Origin of the sequence: Alkalimonas mucilaginosa, from assembly GCF_036327005.1 — a bacterium.
Classification (GTDB): Bacteria; Pseudomonadota; Gammaproteobacteria; order Enterobacterales; family Alteromonadaceae; genus Alkalimonas; species Alkalimonas mucilaginosa.
The window spans coordinates 376,805-394,251 of the sequence record NZ_JAUGZK010000004.1 but is presented as its reverse complement, the minus strand read 5'-3'; the positions used below and the strand labels follow the sequence as shown (position 1 = coordinate 394,251).

Below are 17,447 nucleotides of genomic sequence, written 5' to 3'. Positions count from 1 at the left end.
TGACAACTGATGAAAACCATCGCGATTCTCGCTCATCCCAACAGCATCGCCAGCGATGTGCTGACCTTGCTGGATTATTTTGAGTTTAGTAATGCACTCTGGCGCTTTTTACAGCCAGAAAGCCAACAACAGCTGTTTCATGCCTATGTGGTCAGCCCCGACGCCAAGCCACTGCAACTGCGCCATGGTCTGCAATTAGCCGTGCAGCCCCATGACTGGAGCCAGGCCGATGCCGCTGTTTTTACACCGGGTTATGCATACGATGCCAAAGGCCTGCAGCAACTGGTCGAACAATCCAGCTGTTACTATCCGAAGCTGCCAGCCTTGTTGGAACAGGGAGCTATCCTTGCCGCCAGTTGCACCGGCACTTATGCACTGGCCGGCAGCGGTTTGCTCAATCACCGACAAGCCACCAGCAGCTGGTTTTTTAAAGATGTGTTTCAAAGCATGTTCCCACAGGTCCATCTGCAACTGAATAAAGTGCTGGTGCTGGATCAGCAACTGCTGACCGCTGGTGCCACCACCTCACACCACAATTTATGCCTGGCTCTGACTGAAAAACTGGCCGGGGAGCAATTTGCCCGCCAAATGGCGAAACTGATGCTGACCGATCCCAACCGCAGCTCGCAACTGCCTTACATGGATGCCGACCTACTACCCGCCAATCCGGCGTTGGATCCACTGATGAAACAAGCCCGGCGCTATTTGCTGGCCAATTTGGCCGAACCTTTCTCATTACAGCAACTGGCCGATCAGCTGCATCTGACCAAGCGTACCTTGCTGCGCCGCTTTAAAGCAGAACTGCAAGACACCCCGTTAAACTACTTGCAACGTTTGCGCATAGAGCAGGCAAAGCGCCTGCTGGAAACCAGCCGGATGCCAATTGAGCAGGTAGTACTGCAAGTTGGCTACGAAGACGTGAGCTCGTTCCGAAAGTTATTTTTGCAGTACACGGAGCTGACGCCAAGCCAGTACCGGCAAAAGTTTCTGCTTGAACCGAACTGGAACTGTTGTCCACAGGATGCCAGCTAGAGCTCCTCTCACATGTTCAGTATCTGCGAAAAACCAACCTAGCTTGTCAGGCTTGCACAAGAATCCCGCTTCATAGCAAAGCATGGGACTGCTAAGTGGCAGCTAAAAAACCGACAAAAAACATTGCCATCAGCCAGAGTTATGCTATAAATGAAAGCGCTTACATTCAAACTAATCGGTCATTCGAACAGCGTCAAATGCTTTCAGCTGCAAGCTGCATAGAACAATAAGGCCGTAAAGCATTCCCACAGCATGCCATTGCCAGCGGGAACTATTATGATCCAGACAGGGGGAACTTATGGCGACAGCACCGGTGATAATGACCGAAGCTGAGCAGGCAAAACAACCAGGAAATCTGCGTTTTGCACTGACATCACTCACATCTTTATTCTTTATCTGGGGCTTTATTACCTGCCTCAATGATATTTTAATCCCATACTTGCAGCTGTTGTTTGATCTCAGCTACACCCAGGCCATGTTGGTACAATTTTGCTTTTTTGGGGCCTATTTTGTGGTATCGGTGCCAGCAGGCATGCTGGTGGGGCGTATTGGCTATCAGTCGGGTATTGTTACTGGCCTGTTGGTTGCAGGCGCAGGCTGTTTGTTATTCTATCCGGCCGCGTCCATTCAGGTGTATGGGCTGTTTCTATTTGCCCTCTTTGTGCTGGCATCCGGCATTACCATCCTGCAGGTAGCCGCCAACCCCTATGTTAGTGTGTTGGGGAGGCCTGAAACGGCTTCGTCACGACTGACTATGACCCAGGCTTTTAATTCATTAGGCACTACTGTTGCCCCTTTCTTTGGTGCCTGGTTGATTTTCTCTGGCATGGATGTCTCGGCCGATGCACAGGTCTCGGAAACCTCGGTCAAGCTGCCTTATCTGCTGCTGGCAGCTACCCTGATTGTGTTGGCCATTATTTTTGCCTGGATCAAGCTCCCAAAGCTTGGCCAGAAAGATCGCAGCAATCCGGTGCACCTGCAGGGCTCTGCCTGGCAGTATCGCCATTTGGTGCTCGGAGCCATCGGCATCTTTGTCTATGTCGGCGCTGAAGTCGGCATCGGCAGCTTTTTAGTCAGCTATCTCACCATGCCACAGATTGGCGGCATGACCGAAGCGCAAGCCGCTCACTACATTGCCTGGTATTTTGGCGGTGCCATGCTGGGCCGCTTTATTGGTGCTGCCGCCATGCAGAAAATTAATGCTGGCAAGGCGCTGGCTTTTAATGCTGTTTGCGCCGTGCTGCTGCTGGCGATCACCATTTTAAGCGAAGGTAAGTTGGCCATGTGGTCTTTACTGCTGGTGGGTCTGTGCAACTCCATTATGTTCCCGACCATTTTTAGCCTGGCTATCCATGGCCTGAAACAGCACACCAGCCAGGGTTCAGGTATTCTGTGTCTGGCCATTGTGGGTGGTGCCGTACTGCCGTTGTTGCAAGGTGTGCTGGCCGACACCTTTGGTGTACAGCAGGCTTTCCTGCTGCCACTGCTTTGTTATATCTACATCGCCTATTACGGCTTAAAAGGCTGTATCCCCCAATCGACTGCCGAACAATCCTAAGGAGCTAGCATGATTTTTCAATTCACTGCCCTGCCGGGTCTGAAGCGGAGGTTACCAATGGCACTTGCAACGGCCAGCCTGCTGGCCCTGACGGGCTGCAGCCAGCAACAATCCAGTAGCGATGTTAGTGCTGTGCCAACAGGCGATGTGTCCATCTGGCCGGTCATAAAAAGTCCAGTCACCCAGGATCCCGCCATGGAGCAAGCCATTGATGCGCTGTTGGCACAAATGACCCTGCCGCAAAAAATTGCCCAAATGATCCAACCGGAAATACGCGATATCACCGTTGAAGACATGCGCCATTATGGCTTTGGCTCCTTTTTAAATGGTGGTGGCGCCTTTCCCAACGACAATAAATACGCGACCCCGGAAGACTGGATAGCCCTGGCTGAAGCCATGTACCAGGCTTCCATGGACGACTCCATCAATGGCATTCGCATCCCCACTATGTGGGGCACCGACGCCGTGCATGGCCACAACAATGTGATTGGCGCCACTATTTTCCCGCACAACATCGGCCTTGGTGCGGCCAACAACCCAGCCTTGATTGAACGTATTGCCGAAGTCACGGCCCGCGAAGTCATGGCCACCGGCATCGACTGGGTGTTTGCACCAACGGTCGCAGTAGCACGGGATCCACGCTGGGGCCGCACCTATGAAAGCTACTCGGAAGATCCGGAGATTGTCCGCAGCTATTCAGCGGCCATTGTTACAGGTTTGCAAGGCGCGGCTGATGCGGACTTTCTTGGCGATCGGCGGGTGATCAGCACCGTCAAACACTTTGTTGGTGACGGTGGTACCACCAACGGCATTGACCAGGGTGATGCCGAAATATCTGAGCGGGAGCTGTTCGAGATCCATGCGCAAGGCTATGTCGGCGGTTTATCGGCCGGTGCCCAGACTGTGATGGCGACCTTTAACAGCTGGAATGGTAAAAAAATTCACGGCGATCATTACCTGCTGACGCAGGTGTTAAAAGATCGCATGGGCTTTGATGGTCTGGTAGTGGGTGACTGGAACGGCCATGGCCAAATTCCGGGCTGTAGCAACGCAGACTGTCCGCAAGCAGCATTAGCAGGCCTTGATATCTACATGGTACCAACCGATGCCTGGAAACCGCTGTACTACAACCTGATCGAGCAAGTGGAAAACGGCGTGATCCCAATGAGCAGGATTGACGATGCAGTGCGGCGAATTTTGCGGGTGAAAAAGCGCGCAGGACTGTTTGACAAGCCAAGCCCGGCCCAACGGCCTCTGGCTGGACGGCTGGAACTGATCGGCGCAGCAGAGCACCGGGAAGTAGCACGTGAGGCCGTACGCCAGTCGCTGGTGCTGTTGAAAAACCACCATCAGCTGTTGCCATTAGATCCACGCCAGCATCTGCTGGTAACCGGCCCTGGCGCCGATAATATTGGCCAGCAATCCGGTGGCTGGAGCATCAGTTGGCAAGGCACCGGCAATACCAATGCAGATTTCCCGGGCGGCACCTCCATTTATGGCGGTATTGCCCGTCAGGTGGCAGCAGCCGGTGGCTCCGTCGAGCTAAGCCTTGATGGCAGTTATCAACAACGACCCGATGTTGCCATTGTAGTCTTTGGGGAAGAGCCTTACGCCGAAGGCAATGGTGATATCGATAACCTGGAGTATCAGCGTGGCAATAAAACCGATTTGGCCCTGTTGCAGCAGCTACAGGCAGAAGGCATTCCGGTGGTGTCGCTCTTTATCAGTGGTAGACCCATGTGGGTTAACCCGGAGCTGAATGCGTCCGATGCCTTTGTCGCCATCTGGCTGCCTGGCAGCGAAGGCGAAGGGGTAGCAGACGTGATTCTGCAGGATGCTCATGGCGCTGTGCAGCACGACTTTCATGGTCGTTTGACCTTCTCCTGGCCAGCCACGCCGCAGCAAGCCGTCGTCAATCGCTTTGATGCTGATTACCAGCCGCTACTACCATATGGCTTCGGCCTGCGCTACGGCGATGCCGACGTACTCAGCGATAATCTGCCGGTTGACATTGTGCAGGATGAAGCTCTAAGCGATCTGGTGGTGTTTGAGCGGGCCCCGCGCAGCCCATGGCAACTCTTTATTCACAGCGGTGAGCAGAGTGCTGCGGTGACCAGCAGTGTACAGGAACTCCCAGGCCTATCCAGCCGCACCTTTGACCGACAGGTGCAAGAAGATGCCCGCCGCTTTGTGTTTGCCGGTGGCCAGATGGCGCGTTTTAGCTTTATCAGTGCCTTCCCACGTGATTTACGCGGCTATGGCGAGACCAATAGCCAACTGGTGGTTGAATTAAAACGTCAGGGAGCGGTGCCGGATGAGGTCTGGCTAGGTATGCACTGCAACACCGACTGCCAGGGCGCCGTCAATATTGCCAAAGCGCTGAATGCGGTTGCAGAAGGCGAATGGACTCAACTGGCAATACCACTGCAATGCCTGCAACAGCAGGGCCTCACCTTGCAGCAAGTATTTTCTGCGATGTATCTGGAAACCAAGGGTGCCTTAACGCTCAGTCTGGCTGATGTGCGGATTGTCGCTCAGCAACAAACAGCGGATTACATAAGTTGCCCGTGAAGTGCCGTTGCTCATGCAGACATTGATTTTTCTGCATGAGCACTGCTTGTAAACTTATACTTTCCCACAGCCAATGCAGGCAATGAGCAAACGATTAAAAATCGTCGTCTTCCTCCAGCTCGTAGCCATCTTCATCTTCAAAGTAGGTACCCCAGCCATCGTATTCAATACCATGCTCTGCGGCTACTTTCTCCAGCCGAAGCGCATCGGCAGTAATAGCATCGGCGTCCAGTGATTGCTCACGAATCGCATCAAACACCCAGGCGAGGCTACCATCATCCAGTTCAATTTCTTCAGCATCGGTCACTTCAAACCCTAATTTAAACACCTCTACCGCCAATTGTTCCAATTTCTTAAAGTCGGCGTGATAAAAATGGTGTTCAATGGTGTAAAGTGCATCCGGATCGCTGCCATCTTCCAGCAATGCAGCAATGGTTTCTTCGGTAAATTCTTGCCAGTTTTCCATAAAGTTAATTCCGCGCAGTGAGACTTTGGGCAGTGTAGTCGCTGCTCAGCTCGCTATCAAGCTCGGCCAGCTTGTCAGCCATAATTTGATGTACTTGCTTGGTCAGCGTACGAATGTTTGTGCTTTCTGTCACAGCAACAGGTTCCAGCATGGCGATAATCACTTTACCATTACGCCAACGATTTAACTTAATATGCGCGGTAGAGCTCATGCAGATTGGAACTACCGGCACTCCAGCTTGCTGAGCAATATGAAAAGCACCCGTTTTAAAAGGCAACAGGCCACGACCATAACTGCGGGTGCCTTCCGGAAACATCCAGACCGACAGCTGCTCATTGCGAATACGATCAACGGCCCCCTGCATGGTCCCAACCGCCCGGCTACGGTTGTCTCTATCCAGCAAAATATTACCGCTTAACCAGTACAGCTGACCAAAAAAGGGGATCAGTCGCAGGCTTTTTTTCCCAATAGTGACCGTACGATGCAGTAATGCCTTAGGCATCAGAAACAGATCGTAATTGTTTTGGTGGTTAGCAGTGTACACACATGGATGCGCTTCAGGCACTGCCGGATGACGCCTGACCTCTACTTCAACACCGAAAATGCGACCACACCAGGCGTACCAACGACCAAATAACACTACATTATTGGCATGAAAAGGTCTGAAAATACAGACCACCAAACCAACCACTGTGCTCACAACAATAAACACCAATACCAGCAGTAAACGCACAACAGCTATCACAAGCAAATCCCTAGTTCATCATAAGAGGCACAGTATAGCCGCTTGCCTGTCACAGGCTGGTTTGATCACTGCCGGCCGCTGCGCCCTGCAGTTGCTCCATCTGCTCGATACGCTGCAAACCACGAGGCAACTTATTCCCCCGCCGCCCCCGTTCACCGCGGTAGTGCTCCAGATCAGCTGCTTTTAAACTCAGTTTGCGCTTACCGGCGGTTAGCACCACACCACCATCGACCGGGATCACCGTCATCAAGCGCACGTACTCTTCCCGGCTGGCTACTTTAGCGGTCGGAATTGAGAGCATTTTGTTGCCTTTACCTTTACTGAGCTGCGGTAAATCCTGCACCGGAAATACCAGCATACGCCCTTCAGTGGACACACAGACCACCAGGTCCGATTCCGGCTGTCGAATCGGCACCGGCGGCAACACACGGCTACCGGTCGGCAGGCTTAGCAGCGCCTTGCCAGATTTGTTACGGGTAAGCATGTCATCAAAGCGGCCGACAAAACCATAGCCGGCATCGGAGGCAAACAACAGCAACTGCTCATCTTTGGCCATAAATACATGCTCAAAGGCCTCACCGGCTACCAGGTTGAAGCGACCAGATAAGGGTTCTCCCTGGCCGCGGGCTGATGGCAGCTCATGCGCTTCTACCGAGAAGCTACGGCCAGAGCTGTCTAAAAAGGCGGCATGCTGGTTGCTCTTGCCGCTAGCGGCCGATTTAAAGGCATCACCGGCCTTATAACTAAGCGTAGTACCATCCACATCATGGCCTTTGGCACAGCGTACCCAGCCTTTCTCCGACAATACAACCGTGACCGGCTCACTGGGTAACAGTTCTTTTTCTGACAGTGCCTTTGCTTCTGCCCTGGCTACAATAGGGCTGCGCCTGTCATCACCATACTTTTCGGCGGCTTCTAAGATTTCCGTCCGGATCAGTTTCGTTAATTTGGCATTCGAGCCCAAAATGCCTTGCAGTTTGTCGCGCTCTTTAGCCAGCTCATCCTGCTCGCCACGGATTTTCATTTCTTCCAGCCGGGCTAAATGCCGTAACTTTAACTCGAGCACCGCCTCTGCCTGACGATCCGACAAGCCAAAGCGTTCCATCAGCACTGGTTTAGGTTTATCGTGCTCACGGATAATGGCTATCACTTCATCAATGTTCAAAAAGGCAATCAACAAACCTTCCAGCACATGCAGCCGATCCAGCACTTTATCCAGCCGGTACTGCAAACGACGACGCACTACATCACGGCGAAACAGCAGCCAGTCGCTCAAAATTGCTTTCAGATCCCGCACACCAGGCCGGTTATCCAGCCCCAGCATATTCAGATTGACCCGGTAGCTTTTCTCCAGATCGGTGGTGGCAAACAGGTGCTGCATCAGTTGCTCTATATCTACCCGGTTAGAGCGTGGTATCACCACAATGCGGGTCGGGTTTTCGTGATCAGATTCATCACGCAGATCGGTCACCATTGGCAGTTTTTTTGCCTGCATCTGGGCAGCAATTTGCTCCAGTATTTTGGCGCCAGACGTCTGATGCGGCAGTGCGGTAATCACCACATCGCCATCCTCCAGTACATAACGGGCGCGCATGCGGATGCTACCACGGCCACTTTGGTACATCGCAACAATATCGTCTTTGCTGCTGATGATTTCGGCATCGGTTGGATAGTCCGGTCCTTGTATATGCTGCATGAGATCGGCAATAGAGCTATCCGGCTGATCCAACAATAAAGCGCAGGCATGGGCAACTTCCCGCGCATTGTGCGGCGGAATATCGGTGGCCATCCCCACCGCAATGCCGGTAATGCCATTCAATAAGATGTGCGGTAGGCGAGCCGGCAACACCTTCGGCTCGTCCAGGGTACCATCAAAGTTGGGTGTCCAGTCGACTGTGCCAGCCCCAAGCTCCGATAACAGCACCTCGCTAAAGCGGGATAAACGCGACTCGGTATAACGCATGGCCGCAAAGGACTTAGGATCATCCGGTGCCCCCCAGTTGCCCTGACCATCCACTAACGGATAGCGGTACGAAAACGGCTGCGCCATCAACACCATGGCTTCGTAGCAGGCTGAATCACCGTGCGGGTGGAATTTACCCAGCACATCCCCCACCGTTCGGGCGGACTTTTTGTACTTGGCAATATGGCTCAAGCCAAGCTCTGACATGGCATAGACGATACGACGCTGTACTGGTTTTAAACCATCACCAATGTGTGGCAATGCACGATCCATAATGACGTACATGGAATAATTGAGATAAGCATCTTCCGTAAAGCGTCGCAGCGACAGCTGCTCTACGCCATCTGCAGAAATGATGGTGTCGGTCATAGCGACTTCGTTTCCTCTTGATGGTGTGACTGCAAAGTTTCGGCGCTATGACGCAACTTGCGCTGCCATAGCAAAAGGATCATCAGGACCAAACTGGTGATGGCAAAAACGGCTGTCCATAACCATTGAATAAGGCGTTTACGTTCTGCTTCCTGCAACCGAAGTGCCTGCAGCTCATTATCTTTTAACAGCAAGGCACGCTCAGACTGTTCGCGTTCATACTCAAAGTTCAGCCGCAAACTATTGAGTGCAGCCTGGCTTTCCTGCGTGAAACGTTCACGAAATAAAGACAAGAAATCCTGTAACAACGCATAGGCCTGCTCGTATTGCCCCAGGCTGGCCCGAACTTCCGCCTGCATAAATTGAATATTCAGTAACATGACAGCACTTTCTACATGATCCAACTCCTGCAATAACTGCTCTGACAACAGCAGTTGCTGCAACGCTTGCGAATACTGCTCTAGACCACTGTAAATAGTGGCTTTTTCATAAAAATGCATAACGTGCCGCATCGGCGATTGCAGCTGCTGCATAAATTCTTCAGCTTTTTGGATGTAGGTTAATGCAGAATTAAAACGACCGGTTTCATAGCTGGTTATAGCCAAACCAAGATACGCATAATACAGATTGAGCTGATCGTCGTATTGCTGGCTAACGGTCAGTATCCGCTGGTAGGTGCTAAAAGCTTGTTCGTACTGCTCTAAAGCGCTGTATGTTTGGGCCAGGTTGTAGAGCACAGCGATCTTACTGGTACGCCAGCCCATAGCTTTAAACATGCCATAAGCTTGCTCCAAAAAGGCCACCGCTTCATCTTCAAAAACAGTGGCGTACAGCAGCCCTAATTCAGCATGAATTTCAGCCTCAATTTCTGGATCATCCAACTCAGAGCTTTGCTGGTAGACCTGTTGCAACAAGGATAAAGCTTCCTGATAATGATCCTGGGCGCGTAAAATGGCAGCCTGATTCATAAGGCCTTTGAAACGCAGGGATGCAAGTCCCAGCTGTTCAGCCAGTTGTGTTCCCTGTTGGTAATATTGCTGAGCCTGCAGGTAATTGTCTTGTATTTCGGTGGCAAAACCAAGATTAAACATCAACTGTATGCGCACGGCATCAATGCGATCATCCAGTGCCAGCCCCTTACGAGCATAGTTCAGCTGCTGCTGATGCTCCCCAAGCATGCCATAAATGCTGGCAAACTGAAGATAAGCACTGCGCTGGATTTGCAACGGTAACGTCGGGATCTGATCTTCATGCTGCTGCAGCAACACAAGCATGGTTTCGGGCTGAATTCGTTTTTGCTCAATCACCTGTTGCAACCAGGCCGGAGCTCCCAAAGGCACAGCCTGGCTAGCCTGAAGCGACAGACTCCACAAACCCATACTGATCAACAGAAACAGCTGCCTGATGTCTTTCATCGCAACCCTGGCTGATAATTAACATTTTTGGCAGTATACCTCTATCATTGCATCAAGCAAAGAGAAGCGAATCAGGGCCAGCATTAACGAGGTATCAGCGCCAGCCTGTCAATATTTATGGCATCTCGGTAAATGGTGCTTCCGGGTCTTCATCCACCGTGAATTGCTGCAGCCTTTCACAACGTCTGGTAATGCAATTATATGTGCAGCCATTCGATAGATAGCGAGCACCACCACCAGCACCAACCTGGGCGGTAAGCTCTTGTGGCAATCCCTTGTCTTCCTGCGATAAGTTAACCAAACGGGTCTTCTTTAAGGTTAGTTTCATGTGCATTTCCCTTGAATGAGTGTAAAAAGAACTCAGCACAGCCAACCTAGCACAGGTTGCAACCCGGTGCAAATAAGCAGCCTATAAGCAAACAGTCAAACTCGCAACTTACAGCTAAAGCACTGTTATATTAAGCAATAATGGCTTTATCACCCTTTTGCTCCAACCATTGCCGGCGATCCGTAGAGCGTTTTTTGGCCAGCAACATATCCATCAGTTCCATGGTTTGCAACTGATCGTCAATGGTAAGCTGCACCAGCCGACGAGTATTTGGGTCCATGGTGGTTTCGCGCAACTGCAATGGGTTCATTTCCCCCAGCCCCTTAAAGCGCTGTACATTGACCTTGCCTTTTTTCTTTTCGGCTTCAATGCGGTCCAGGATGCCATTTTTTTCATCTTCATCCAGTGCATAATACACATCCTTACCAATATCAATCCGATACAATGGCGGCATAGCAACATAAACATGGCCAGCTTCCACCAGAGCGGGAAAATGGCGCATAAAAAGCGCACACAGCAAGGTAGCAATGTGCAGACCATCGGAGTCCGCATCGGCCAGAATGCAGATTTTACCGTAGCGCAGTGCCGATAAATCAGTGGAGTCCGGATCCATCCCAATGGCCACTGAAATATCATGCACTTCCTGTGAAGCCAGAATTTGGCCGGATTCAACTTCCCAGGTATTCAGAATTTTACCACGCAGCGGCATTACTGCCTGAAACTCTCGATCGCGGGCCTGTTTGGCCGAGCCGCCGGCCGAGTCCCCTTCTACCAGAAACAGCTCGGCCCGCTGCAGATCCTGCGCCGAACAATCCGCCAGCTTGCCAGGCAAAGCCGGGCCGGAGGTCACCTTTTTGCGCACCACTTTCTTTGCAGCCTTCAGCCGCTTTTGTGCATTGCTAATGCAAAGCTCAGCCAGAGCTTCAGCAATCTCAGTGTGCTCATTTAGCCACAGACTGAACGCATCTTTAACGATGCCAGAGACAAAAGCGGATGCCTGGCGTGATGACAACCGCTCTTTGGTCTGGCCGGCAAACTGCGGATCCTGCATTTTCAGCGACAGAATATAGCTGCAGCGATCCCAGACATCTTCCGGTGACAACTTAATACCGCGAGGCAGCAGGTTACGAAACTCACAAAAATCACGCAGCGCTTCCAGCACCCCTTGCCGCAGGCCATTCACATGGGTCCCCCCCTGAGCGGTTGGAATCAGGTTGACGTAACTTTCGGTCACCAGCTCGCCACCTTCAGGCAACCAAAGCATGGCCCACTCGACAGCTTCCTGCGTGCTGTTGAAATTGCCGACAAAAGGCTGCTCCGGCAAAGCAACAAAGTCTTTCACTGCTTCGGCCAGATAATCACGAATACCGTCCTGATAACACCAGCTGTGACTTTGGTTGTTGACCTTATCGTCAAACTCAATGCTAAGGCCAGGACAAAGGACAGCTTTGGCTTTTAACACATGCAGTAAACGGGGTACAGAAAACCTGGCCGAGTCAAAATAACCGGCGTTGGGCCAAAAGTGGACCCGGGTGCCGGTATTGCGCTTTCCTACGGTACCTGTGACTGTTAACTCCCTGGTTTTAGCGCCTTCTGCAAACGCCATCTCATAAACCTGCCCATCGCGCCGCACAGTGACATCCACCCGGCTGGATAAAGCATTGACCACCGAGATCCCAACGCCATGTAAGCCACCGGAAAACTGATAATTTTTATTGGAAAATTTGCCACCGGCATGCAACCGGCAAAAAATCAGTTCTACGCCAGACACCCCTTCTTCGGGATGAATATCTACCGGCATCCCCCGACCATTATCCACCACTTCCAAAGACTGGTCTGGATGCAAGATCACCTTGATTTGGCTGGCATGTCCAGCCAGGGCTTCATCAACACTGTTATCAATAACTTCCTGTGCCAGATGGTTGGGCCTGGAGGTATCGGTATACATGCCTGGACGGCGTTGCACGGGTTCCAGCCCGGTAAGGACTTCAATCGAATCGGCGTTATAACTTTGAACTGTCATGGTTGAAACATTACCTGTTCTGTACAAAATTCATCGGTTTGCAAACAAAAGCGCACTATAGCGGGCAATTGCTGCAGATAGTTCTGATAACTGTGGTCACCACCTTGTTGCACATCCAACTGGCAGTGCTGGTAAAAATGCACCGCCTGGCGGTAATCCAACACTTCATCGCCACTTTGCAGTAGTACCAGATAATTTGACGGCTTGGCAAGCTCTGGCGGCTCCAGTTGTTGCAGCAGCTCGATTGCCTGCTCCGATACTTCGTAATGGCATTGACGTACCGGATGGTAGTAGCGGCCTAAATGGTGACGCAGCAATCGGTATGGCGCTACCGCCGGGTTGATTAAACAGGCACGACAATCATGCTGTTCAGCCAGCCAGGTGGCCAAAAAACCACCTAAGGAACTGCCAATCACAGCCGTTGGAACACGCCCGGCGAGCACCTGGCTGACTTCCGCTAAGGCTTCAAGCGGCGTGTAGGGTAAATCCGGCACCAACAACTCAACCTCAGGGTGATGCTGCTGAAAATAAGCCCGCGTTTGCAACGCTTTGTGCGACTGCGAAGAGCTGGCAAAGCCATGCAGGTAGAGTACCAAACTCATGACATGATCCTTTTAAAATCGAGTTGAATGGTGCCGTCCTGATGAAAATACCATTCACACCATTGCGGCCCCTGCATGTCTGTCTGCCAATCGGCCGTTTGCTGAAACTGCACGGAGGTAGCCGGGCAGCCTACCAACTCAATCCCCTGCCGACGACGACGGTAGGCATGATGACAATGGCCATGGGCAAGACCGCGTACTTGCGGATATTGCTGCAACAACTGCCAAAAAGGTGCCGCATCCTGCCAGCCATGGCGATCAATTGAACTGCCTATCGGCCAGGGATGGTGATGGGCAAATAGCCAGCAAGGTGCCGGGTGTGTATCAAGCTGGGCGGCCAATTCAACCCGGCGTTCACGCGGAAAATAGCCTGCCGGGGTGGGACCGGTACTATCCAGCAGCACCAGCTGCCAGCCTGCTGCGTACAAACTTTTATGGGGTAAAAAAGGTGGTGCAGCCAGCAATTCACCGAGCGGCTGACCATCATCATGATTGCCGGGTAACCAGAACACAGGCACCGGTACCTGCTGAAACAAAGTATTCAGCAGTTGATAGGATGCCAGACTGTGATCCTGGCTTAGATCACCGGTTAACAGCACAGCATCCGGCCAGTTATCTGCCAGTTGGTGCAGCACAGCTGCCAGTTGTTGATAAGGCTGCACCCCCTGGTACAGCGCATCGCACCGGGCCAGCAAATGGCAATCGGTCAATTGTACCAGCCGGAACCTGGTCTGGTGCGGAAAATGGTAACTCAGCATGGGGCTCCTGATATCAACCCGGTACCGGCTCAGGCCGATATCCCTGCTGACGACATAGCCGCAACCAGTCACTCAGCAAACGATTGACCTGGCGTTTTTCATCCGGTTGCAACATCTCACTATTCGGGTAGTCGTACACGGCTTTGAAACCACGTCGGCCATGGCAGCTGATGACTTCAGCCAGCCGGGCATCGTGGTATAAGCGCACATCAAAAGCAGGCTGCAGTGCCGGCCAGGCAGGATCACTCAATGGTACAATACGCAGCACAGTGGTGAAGGGACAAACCTCCAGTACTTCTAACCGGAAATAACTGGCATCATCCATGCCGATCACCTGACGTTCACCAACCGCCAGCTTGGCAGGCAACAAAGGATTCAGCTGTGCAAAGTTGCGTTCGCACAAGCTAAGAAAATCTGGCAGTTTTGGCCGGTACTTTGGCTTCGCTGTCATGGTTACTCCGAACTGCCCTGGCTATCAGCAAACAGCTGCTCATAATGCAATGCCAGCCACTGCAATGCAATCACAGTTGCTGCATTATCTATCAGGCCTTCATCAAGCCATTGCAAGGCCTGCATACGTGGTACCAGATGCACCCGAATATCTTCGTGCTCGTGAGCCAGGCCAAACACACCTTCCTGCGGTAAAGTGTCCAGTGTAGCAAAATACAGTTGGATACGCTCGGTTGTCCCTCCAGGGCTGGATAAATAACTCAGCATCGGGGTCAGTTCGCTCAGAATAAGCCCAGCTTCTTCCTTGCTTTCCCGTATCGCTACTTCAGCCATGCTTTCCCCTGGCGCTACCATACCGGCAATAATCTCCAGCAACCAGGGACCAGCAGCACGCCTCAGCGCACCAATGCGAAATTGCTCTACCAGCACCAGTTGATCGCTGGCTGGATGATAAGGCAATACTGCAGCAGCATGCCCCCGCTCAAAGAGCTCGCGCTGCATCCAGTCGCTCCAGCCACCAGCAAACAACTTATGCCGTACCTGATAGCGTTCAAGTTTAAAGAAACCCTGAAAAACCGTGGTTTTATCGTTTATCTCTACATCTTTTGCTGAAAATGATGGATAATTTATCGCCTTGAATTTTGACATCAGCGTACTCACATTCTGTTACATTTGAAGGGATAACTTTACGGTTTTAAGTTTCACTGTAAAACTGGAACAGGTTATCATTTATCCAATTTGATTCACTCAGGATCCCCTGCTCATGCATAAAAAATTAGTCGCTACCCTGTTGTGCTCGTCTTTTGGCGTATTTAGTCTGCCAGCCCTTGCTGACAATCTGCAAAGCGTTTATCAATTGGCTACGCAAAAAGATCCTGTTATTCAGCGGGCGGCTGCCAGTCGTGATGCTGCCGTAGCCCGTATTGATATCAGTAAAGCTAGTTTACTGCCCAGCATTGGCTTTAGTACTGGCTTAACCCGGGCTGATCAGCGTGACTGGACCTTTGGTGACGACAGAACCACCCTCAGTGGTCGTATTCAATTGGACCAAAGCATATATGACCGGCGCAACTGGCAAAACCTGGATATTGCCGAAAAGCAGGCATTACAAGCCCAGACATCTTACAACAGTGCAGCTCAAGCCTTGATCGTACGGGTTACCGATGCTTACTTCAATGTGTTAAAAGCCAAAGATGACTTAACCTTTATTCAAGCCGAAAAACGCTCCATTGAGCGTCAGCTGGAACAAACCAAGCAGCGCTTTGCCGTCGGTTTAACCGCGATTACCGATGTGCATGAAGCTCAGGCCCAGTTTGATAATGCGGTAGCGCGGGAAATTGCCACCGAAAACAGCCTGGAGATTGCCCTGGAGCAACTGCGTGAAATCACCGGCCGCTACCACAGTGAGCTGGCCGGTTTGAATACGGATTTGTTCAGCACAGCACCGCTTAACCCAACCGAACCGCAACAGTGGTTAAACATTGCAGAAGAAAACAACTTCGAACTGCAGGCTCAGCGTATTGGGCTTGAAATCGCCCGTATCGAAATTGATCGGGCCCGTGCCGGCCACCTGCCGACCGTTGGGCTGGAAGCCAGTATTGGCAGCAGCAAAGCCAGGGGTTACGATCAGAACTTTATAGAGCGAGGTACAGGTCCGCGTCAGGATAATAGCTCCATTGGTATTACTGTCAGAGTACCTATCTACAGTGGTGGTGCAACTAACGCCGGCGTCAACGTGGCCCAGGCTAACTTCGTTGAAACCAGTGAGCTGGTGGAGCAAACCTATCGCAGCACCGTGCGGCAGGTGCGTAGCTCCTTTAACAATGTGCGGGCCCTGACCTCGTCCATCCGGGCGCTGGAGCAAGCGGTGGTCTCTGCAGAAAGTGCGTTAAAGGCTACAGAAGCGGGTTTTGAAGTCGGTACCCGCACCATCGTTGATGTGCTGGTCAGTACCCGTAACCTGTTTGATGCCCGGCGCAATTTGTCGCGTGCCCGTTACGATTACATCTTGTCGGTGCTGGATTTGAAGCTGGCAGCCGGTAATCTGACCGAGCAAGACCTGGCCGATATTAACCGTGCTCTGACGTTGTAATTCATACCAACCTTCAGGCCCTAAGAACGCAGCATTTGCTGCGTTCTTCGTTTTCTGCCCCTAACCTTTTGTCTGAACATTATTTTCCGCTACAATAGCCCCCTTTCTGGCAAACTGAGGGTTTGGGGTGGTTAAAGCACCGCAATTTCAAGGGTCTTTTCTGCATCCACGCTACTGGGGTATTTGGCTGGGCTGCGCTCTGTTGTGGCTGATTAGCTGGCTGCCGTATTCAGTATTGATGAAGCTTGGCGATGGTATCGGCCTGCTGCTGTTAAAACTGCTGAAGTCACGTGCCAAAGTAGCCAGACGCAATCTTGAACTGTGCTTTCCGGAACAAACCGCTGCTGAGCGGCAAGCCTTGCTGCGTGCTAATTTTAAGGAAAGCGGCCGGGCGCTGTTTGATACCATCATCGGCTGGTGGTGGCCAGCCTGGCGTTTAAAGCGGTTTGGCGCCTTAAAAGGCTTTGAACACGTTCAGGCAGCCCGTAATGCCGGCAAAGGAGTGCTGCTGCTGGCTTCGCATATGCTGCACTTAGAAGCGGCAGGCCGTATTTTCGGCTTTACCCTGCCAAGCGTCGGCTTTTATCGACCCAACAACAATCCCTTGATGGACTGGTTGCAGTACCGTGGTCGCATTAAAGCGAATAAATACATGATTGGTAAGCGTGAAGTCAAAGCCCTGCTGCAGGCTCTGGATGATGGCGAAGTCTGCTTTTACTTACCAGATCAGGATTATGGTCGGAAAACTGCCGAATTTGTGCCGTTTTTCGCGGTCGAACAAACAGCCACTACTACCGGCACCCTGCTGTTTGCCAGCAATGCCAACTGTCAGGTCATACCGGTGTACACCCGGCGGTTACCGGGTAATCAGGGCTACGAAATAGAATGTCTGCCAGCCTTGGACAATTTCCCATCTGGCGACAACGCAGCTGATGTGCGCCGAATCAATGCCTGGGTAGAGCAGGCGGTACTGCGTGCACCGCAGCAGTACATGTGGTTGCACCGACGTTTTAAAACCCGTCCCAATCCGAACGATCCGGGATTATACTAAAACAATGCCTTTGCAAGGCGAAGC

The 17,447-nt window shown here is 51.9% G+C and carries 15 protein-coding genes; 5 read left to right on the top strand and 10 right to left on the bottom strand.

The features are described 5' to 3' along the window. Positions 1-9: 9 nt before the first annotated feature. The 3 genes from QWF21_RS08140 to QWF21_RS08130 all read left to right on the top strand — a co-directional run bounded on the left by QWF21_RS08140 (position 10) and on the right by QWF21_RS08130 (position 5,161). Positions 10-1,032, top strand: a complete 1,023-nt coding sequence (locus QWF21_RS08140; protein WP_330087540.1) for a GlxA family transcriptional regulator — start codon at positions 10-12, stop codon at positions 1,030-1,032. A gap of 298 nt (positions 1,033-1,330) precedes the next feature. Then, the gene (locus QWF21_RS08135; protein WP_330087539.1) at positions 1,331-2,590 is read left to right on the top strand and encodes a sugar MFS transporter; all 1,260 of its coding nucleotides are present in this window, start codon (positions 1,331-1,333) and stop codon (positions 2,588-2,590) included. A 9-nt stretch (positions 2,591-2,599) separates the two neighbouring features. Further along, positions 2,600-5,161, top strand: coding sequence for a glycoside hydrolase family 3 protein (locus tag QWF21_RS08130; protein ID WP_407935273.1), 2,562 nt, complete (start codon positions 2,600-2,602; stop codon positions 5,159-5,161). A 94-nt stretch (positions 5,162-5,255) separates the two neighbouring features. On the opposite strand, the gene rraB is transcribed toward QWF21_RS08130, so the two are convergent. The 10 genes from rraB to nudF all read right to left on the bottom strand — a co-directional run bounded on the left by rraB (position 5,256) and on the right by nudF (position 14,928). Next, positions 5,256-5,627, bottom strand: a complete 372-nt coding sequence (gene rraB / locus QWF21_RS08125; RefSeq protein ID WP_330087538.1) for a ribonuclease E inhibitor RraB — start codon at positions 5,625-5,627, stop codon at positions 5,256-5,258. A gap of 4 nt (positions 5,628-5,631) precedes the next feature. Next, the gene (locus QWF21_RS08120; RefSeq protein ID WP_330087537.1) at positions 5,632-6,372 is read right to left on the bottom strand and encodes a 1-acylglycerol-3-phosphate O-acyltransferase; all 741 of its coding nucleotides are present in this window, start codon (positions 6,370-6,372) and stop codon (positions 5,632-5,634) included. A gap of 49 nt (positions 6,373-6,421) precedes the next feature. Continuing rightward, positions 6,422-8,704, bottom strand: a complete 2,283-nt coding sequence (gene parC, locus QWF21_RS08115) for a DNA topoisomerase IV subunit A (protein WP_330087536.1) — start codon at positions 8,702-8,704, stop codon at positions 6,422-6,424. Then, positions 8,701-10,119 carry a tetratricopeptide repeat protein gene (locus QWF21_RS08110; protein ID WP_330087535.1) on the bottom strand — a complete coding sequence of 473 codons (1,419 nt, stop codon included), beginning with the start codon at positions 10,117-10,119 and terminating at the stop codon, positions 8,701-8,703. The genes parC and QWF21_RS08110 overlap by 4 nt, the downstream gene beginning before the upstream one ends. Before the next feature lie 115 nt (positions 10,120-10,234). Then, positions 10,235-10,447 carry a hypothetical protein gene (locus QWF21_RS08105; protein WP_330087534.1) on the bottom strand — a complete coding sequence of 71 codons (213 nt, stop codon included), beginning with the start codon at positions 10,445-10,447 and terminating at the stop codon, positions 10,235-10,237. Between the two features lie 130 nt (positions 10,448-10,577). Next, the gene (parE, locus tag QWF21_RS08100; RefSeq protein WP_330087533.1) at positions 10,578-12,470 is read right to left on the bottom strand and encodes a DNA topoisomerase IV subunit B; all 1,893 of its coding nucleotides are present in this window, start codon (positions 12,468-12,470) and stop codon (positions 10,578-10,580) included. Continuing rightward, on the bottom strand, positions 12,467-13,072 hold the full coding sequence (locus QWF21_RS08095) for a YqiA/YcfP family alpha/beta fold hydrolase (RefSeq protein WP_330087532.1): 606 nt from the start codon (positions 13,070-13,072) through the stop codon (positions 12,467-12,469). Before QWF21_RS08095 ends, parE begins: the two co-directional genes overlap by 4 nt. Continuing rightward, complete coding sequence (locus QWF21_RS08090; RefSeq protein WP_330087531.1) at positions 13,069-13,830, bottom strand: metallophosphoesterase; 762 nt, start codon at positions 13,828-13,830, stop codon at positions 13,069-13,071. Before QWF21_RS08090 ends, QWF21_RS08095 begins: the two co-directional genes overlap by 4 nt. Before the next feature lie 13 nt (positions 13,831-13,843). Beyond that, positions 13,844-14,281 (bottom strand): DUF1249 domain-containing protein, encoded by a 438-nt coding sequence (locus QWF21_RS08085; RefSeq protein WP_330087530.1) that lies wholly within the window; start codon positions 14,279-14,281, stop codon positions 13,844-13,846. A 2-nt stretch (positions 14,282-14,283) separates the two neighbouring features. Further along, positions 14,284-14,928: an ADP-ribose diphosphatase gene (gene nudF / locus QWF21_RS08080; protein WP_330087529.1), complete on the bottom strand. Its 645-nt coding sequence runs from the start codon at positions 14,926-14,928 to the stop codon at positions 14,284-14,286. Positions 14,929-15,043: 115 nt separating this feature from the next. Here nudF and tolC point away from each other — a divergent pair, with 115 nt between their 5' ends. Both tolC and lpxL read left to right on the top strand, forming a co-directional pair. Continuing rightward, positions 15,044-16,372, top strand: coding sequence for an outer membrane channel protein TolC (tolC, locus tag QWF21_RS08075; protein ID WP_330087528.1), 1,329 nt, complete (start codon positions 15,044-15,046; stop codon positions 16,370-16,372). A gap of 127 nt (positions 16,373-16,499) precedes the next feature. Beyond that, a complete protein-coding gene (lpxL, locus tag QWF21_RS08070; protein ID WP_330087527.1) occupies positions 16,500-17,423 on the top strand; it encodes an LpxL/LpxP family Kdo(2)-lipid IV(A) lauroyl/palmitoleoyl acyltransferase in 924 nt (307 codons plus the stop codon). Positions 17,424-17,447: the final 24 nt, after the last annotated feature.

What these genes read in the sequence shown, in the direction of transcription:
- QWF21_RS08130 (WP_407935273.1), top strand. Translation starts at nt 2,600, where the DNA reads ATGATTTTTCAATTCACTGCCCTGCCGGGTCTGAAGCGGAGGTTACCA.
- QWF21_RS08105 (WP_330087534.1), bottom strand. Translation starts at nt 10,447, where the DNA reads ATGAAACTAACCTTAAAGAAGACCCGTTTGGTTAACTTATCGCAGGAA.
- QWF21_RS08095 (WP_330087532.1), bottom strand. Translation starts at nt 13,072, where the DNA reads ATGAGTTTGGTACTCTACCTGCATGGCTTTGCCAGCTCTTCGCAGTCG.
- QWF21_RS08140 (WP_330087540.1), top strand. Translation starts at nt 10, where the DNA reads ATGAAAACCATCGCGATTCTCGCTCATCCCAACAGCATCGCCAGCGAT.
- tolC (WP_330087528.1), top strand. Translation starts at nt 15,044, where the DNA reads ATGCATAAAAAATTAGTCGCTACCCTGTTGTGCTCGTCTTTTGGCGTA.
- parC (WP_330087536.1), bottom strand. Translation starts at nt 8,704, where the DNA reads ATGACCGACACCATCATTTCTGCAGATGGCGTAGAGCAGCTGTCGCTG.
- parE (WP_330087533.1), bottom strand. Translation starts at nt 12,470, where the DNA reads ATGACAGTTCAAAGTTATAACGCCGATTCGATTGAAGTCCTTACCGGG.
- QWF21_RS08135 (WP_330087539.1), top strand. Translation starts at nt 1,331, where the DNA reads ATGGCGACAGCACCGGTGATAATGACCGAAGCTGAGCAGGCAAAACAA.
- QWF21_RS08090 (WP_330087531.1), bottom strand. Translation starts at nt 13,830, where the DNA reads ATGCTGAGTTACCATTTTCCGCACCAGACCAGGTTCCGGCTGGTACAA.
- QWF21_RS08085 (WP_330087530.1), bottom strand. Translation starts at nt 14,281, where the DNA reads ATGACAGCGAAGCCAAAGTACCGGCCAAAACTGCCAGATTTTCTTAGC.
- QWF21_RS08110 (WP_330087535.1), bottom strand. Translation starts at nt 10,119, where the DNA reads ATGAAAGACATCAGGCAGCTGTTTCTGTTGATCAGTATGGGTTTGTGG.
- nudF (WP_330087529.1), bottom strand. Translation starts at nt 14,928, where the DNA reads ATGTCAAAATTCAAGGCGATAAATTATCCATCATTTTCAGCAAAAGAT.
- rraB (WP_330087538.1), bottom strand. Translation starts at nt 5,627, where the DNA reads ATGGAAAACTGGCAAGAATTTACCGAAGAAACCATTGCTGCATTGCTG.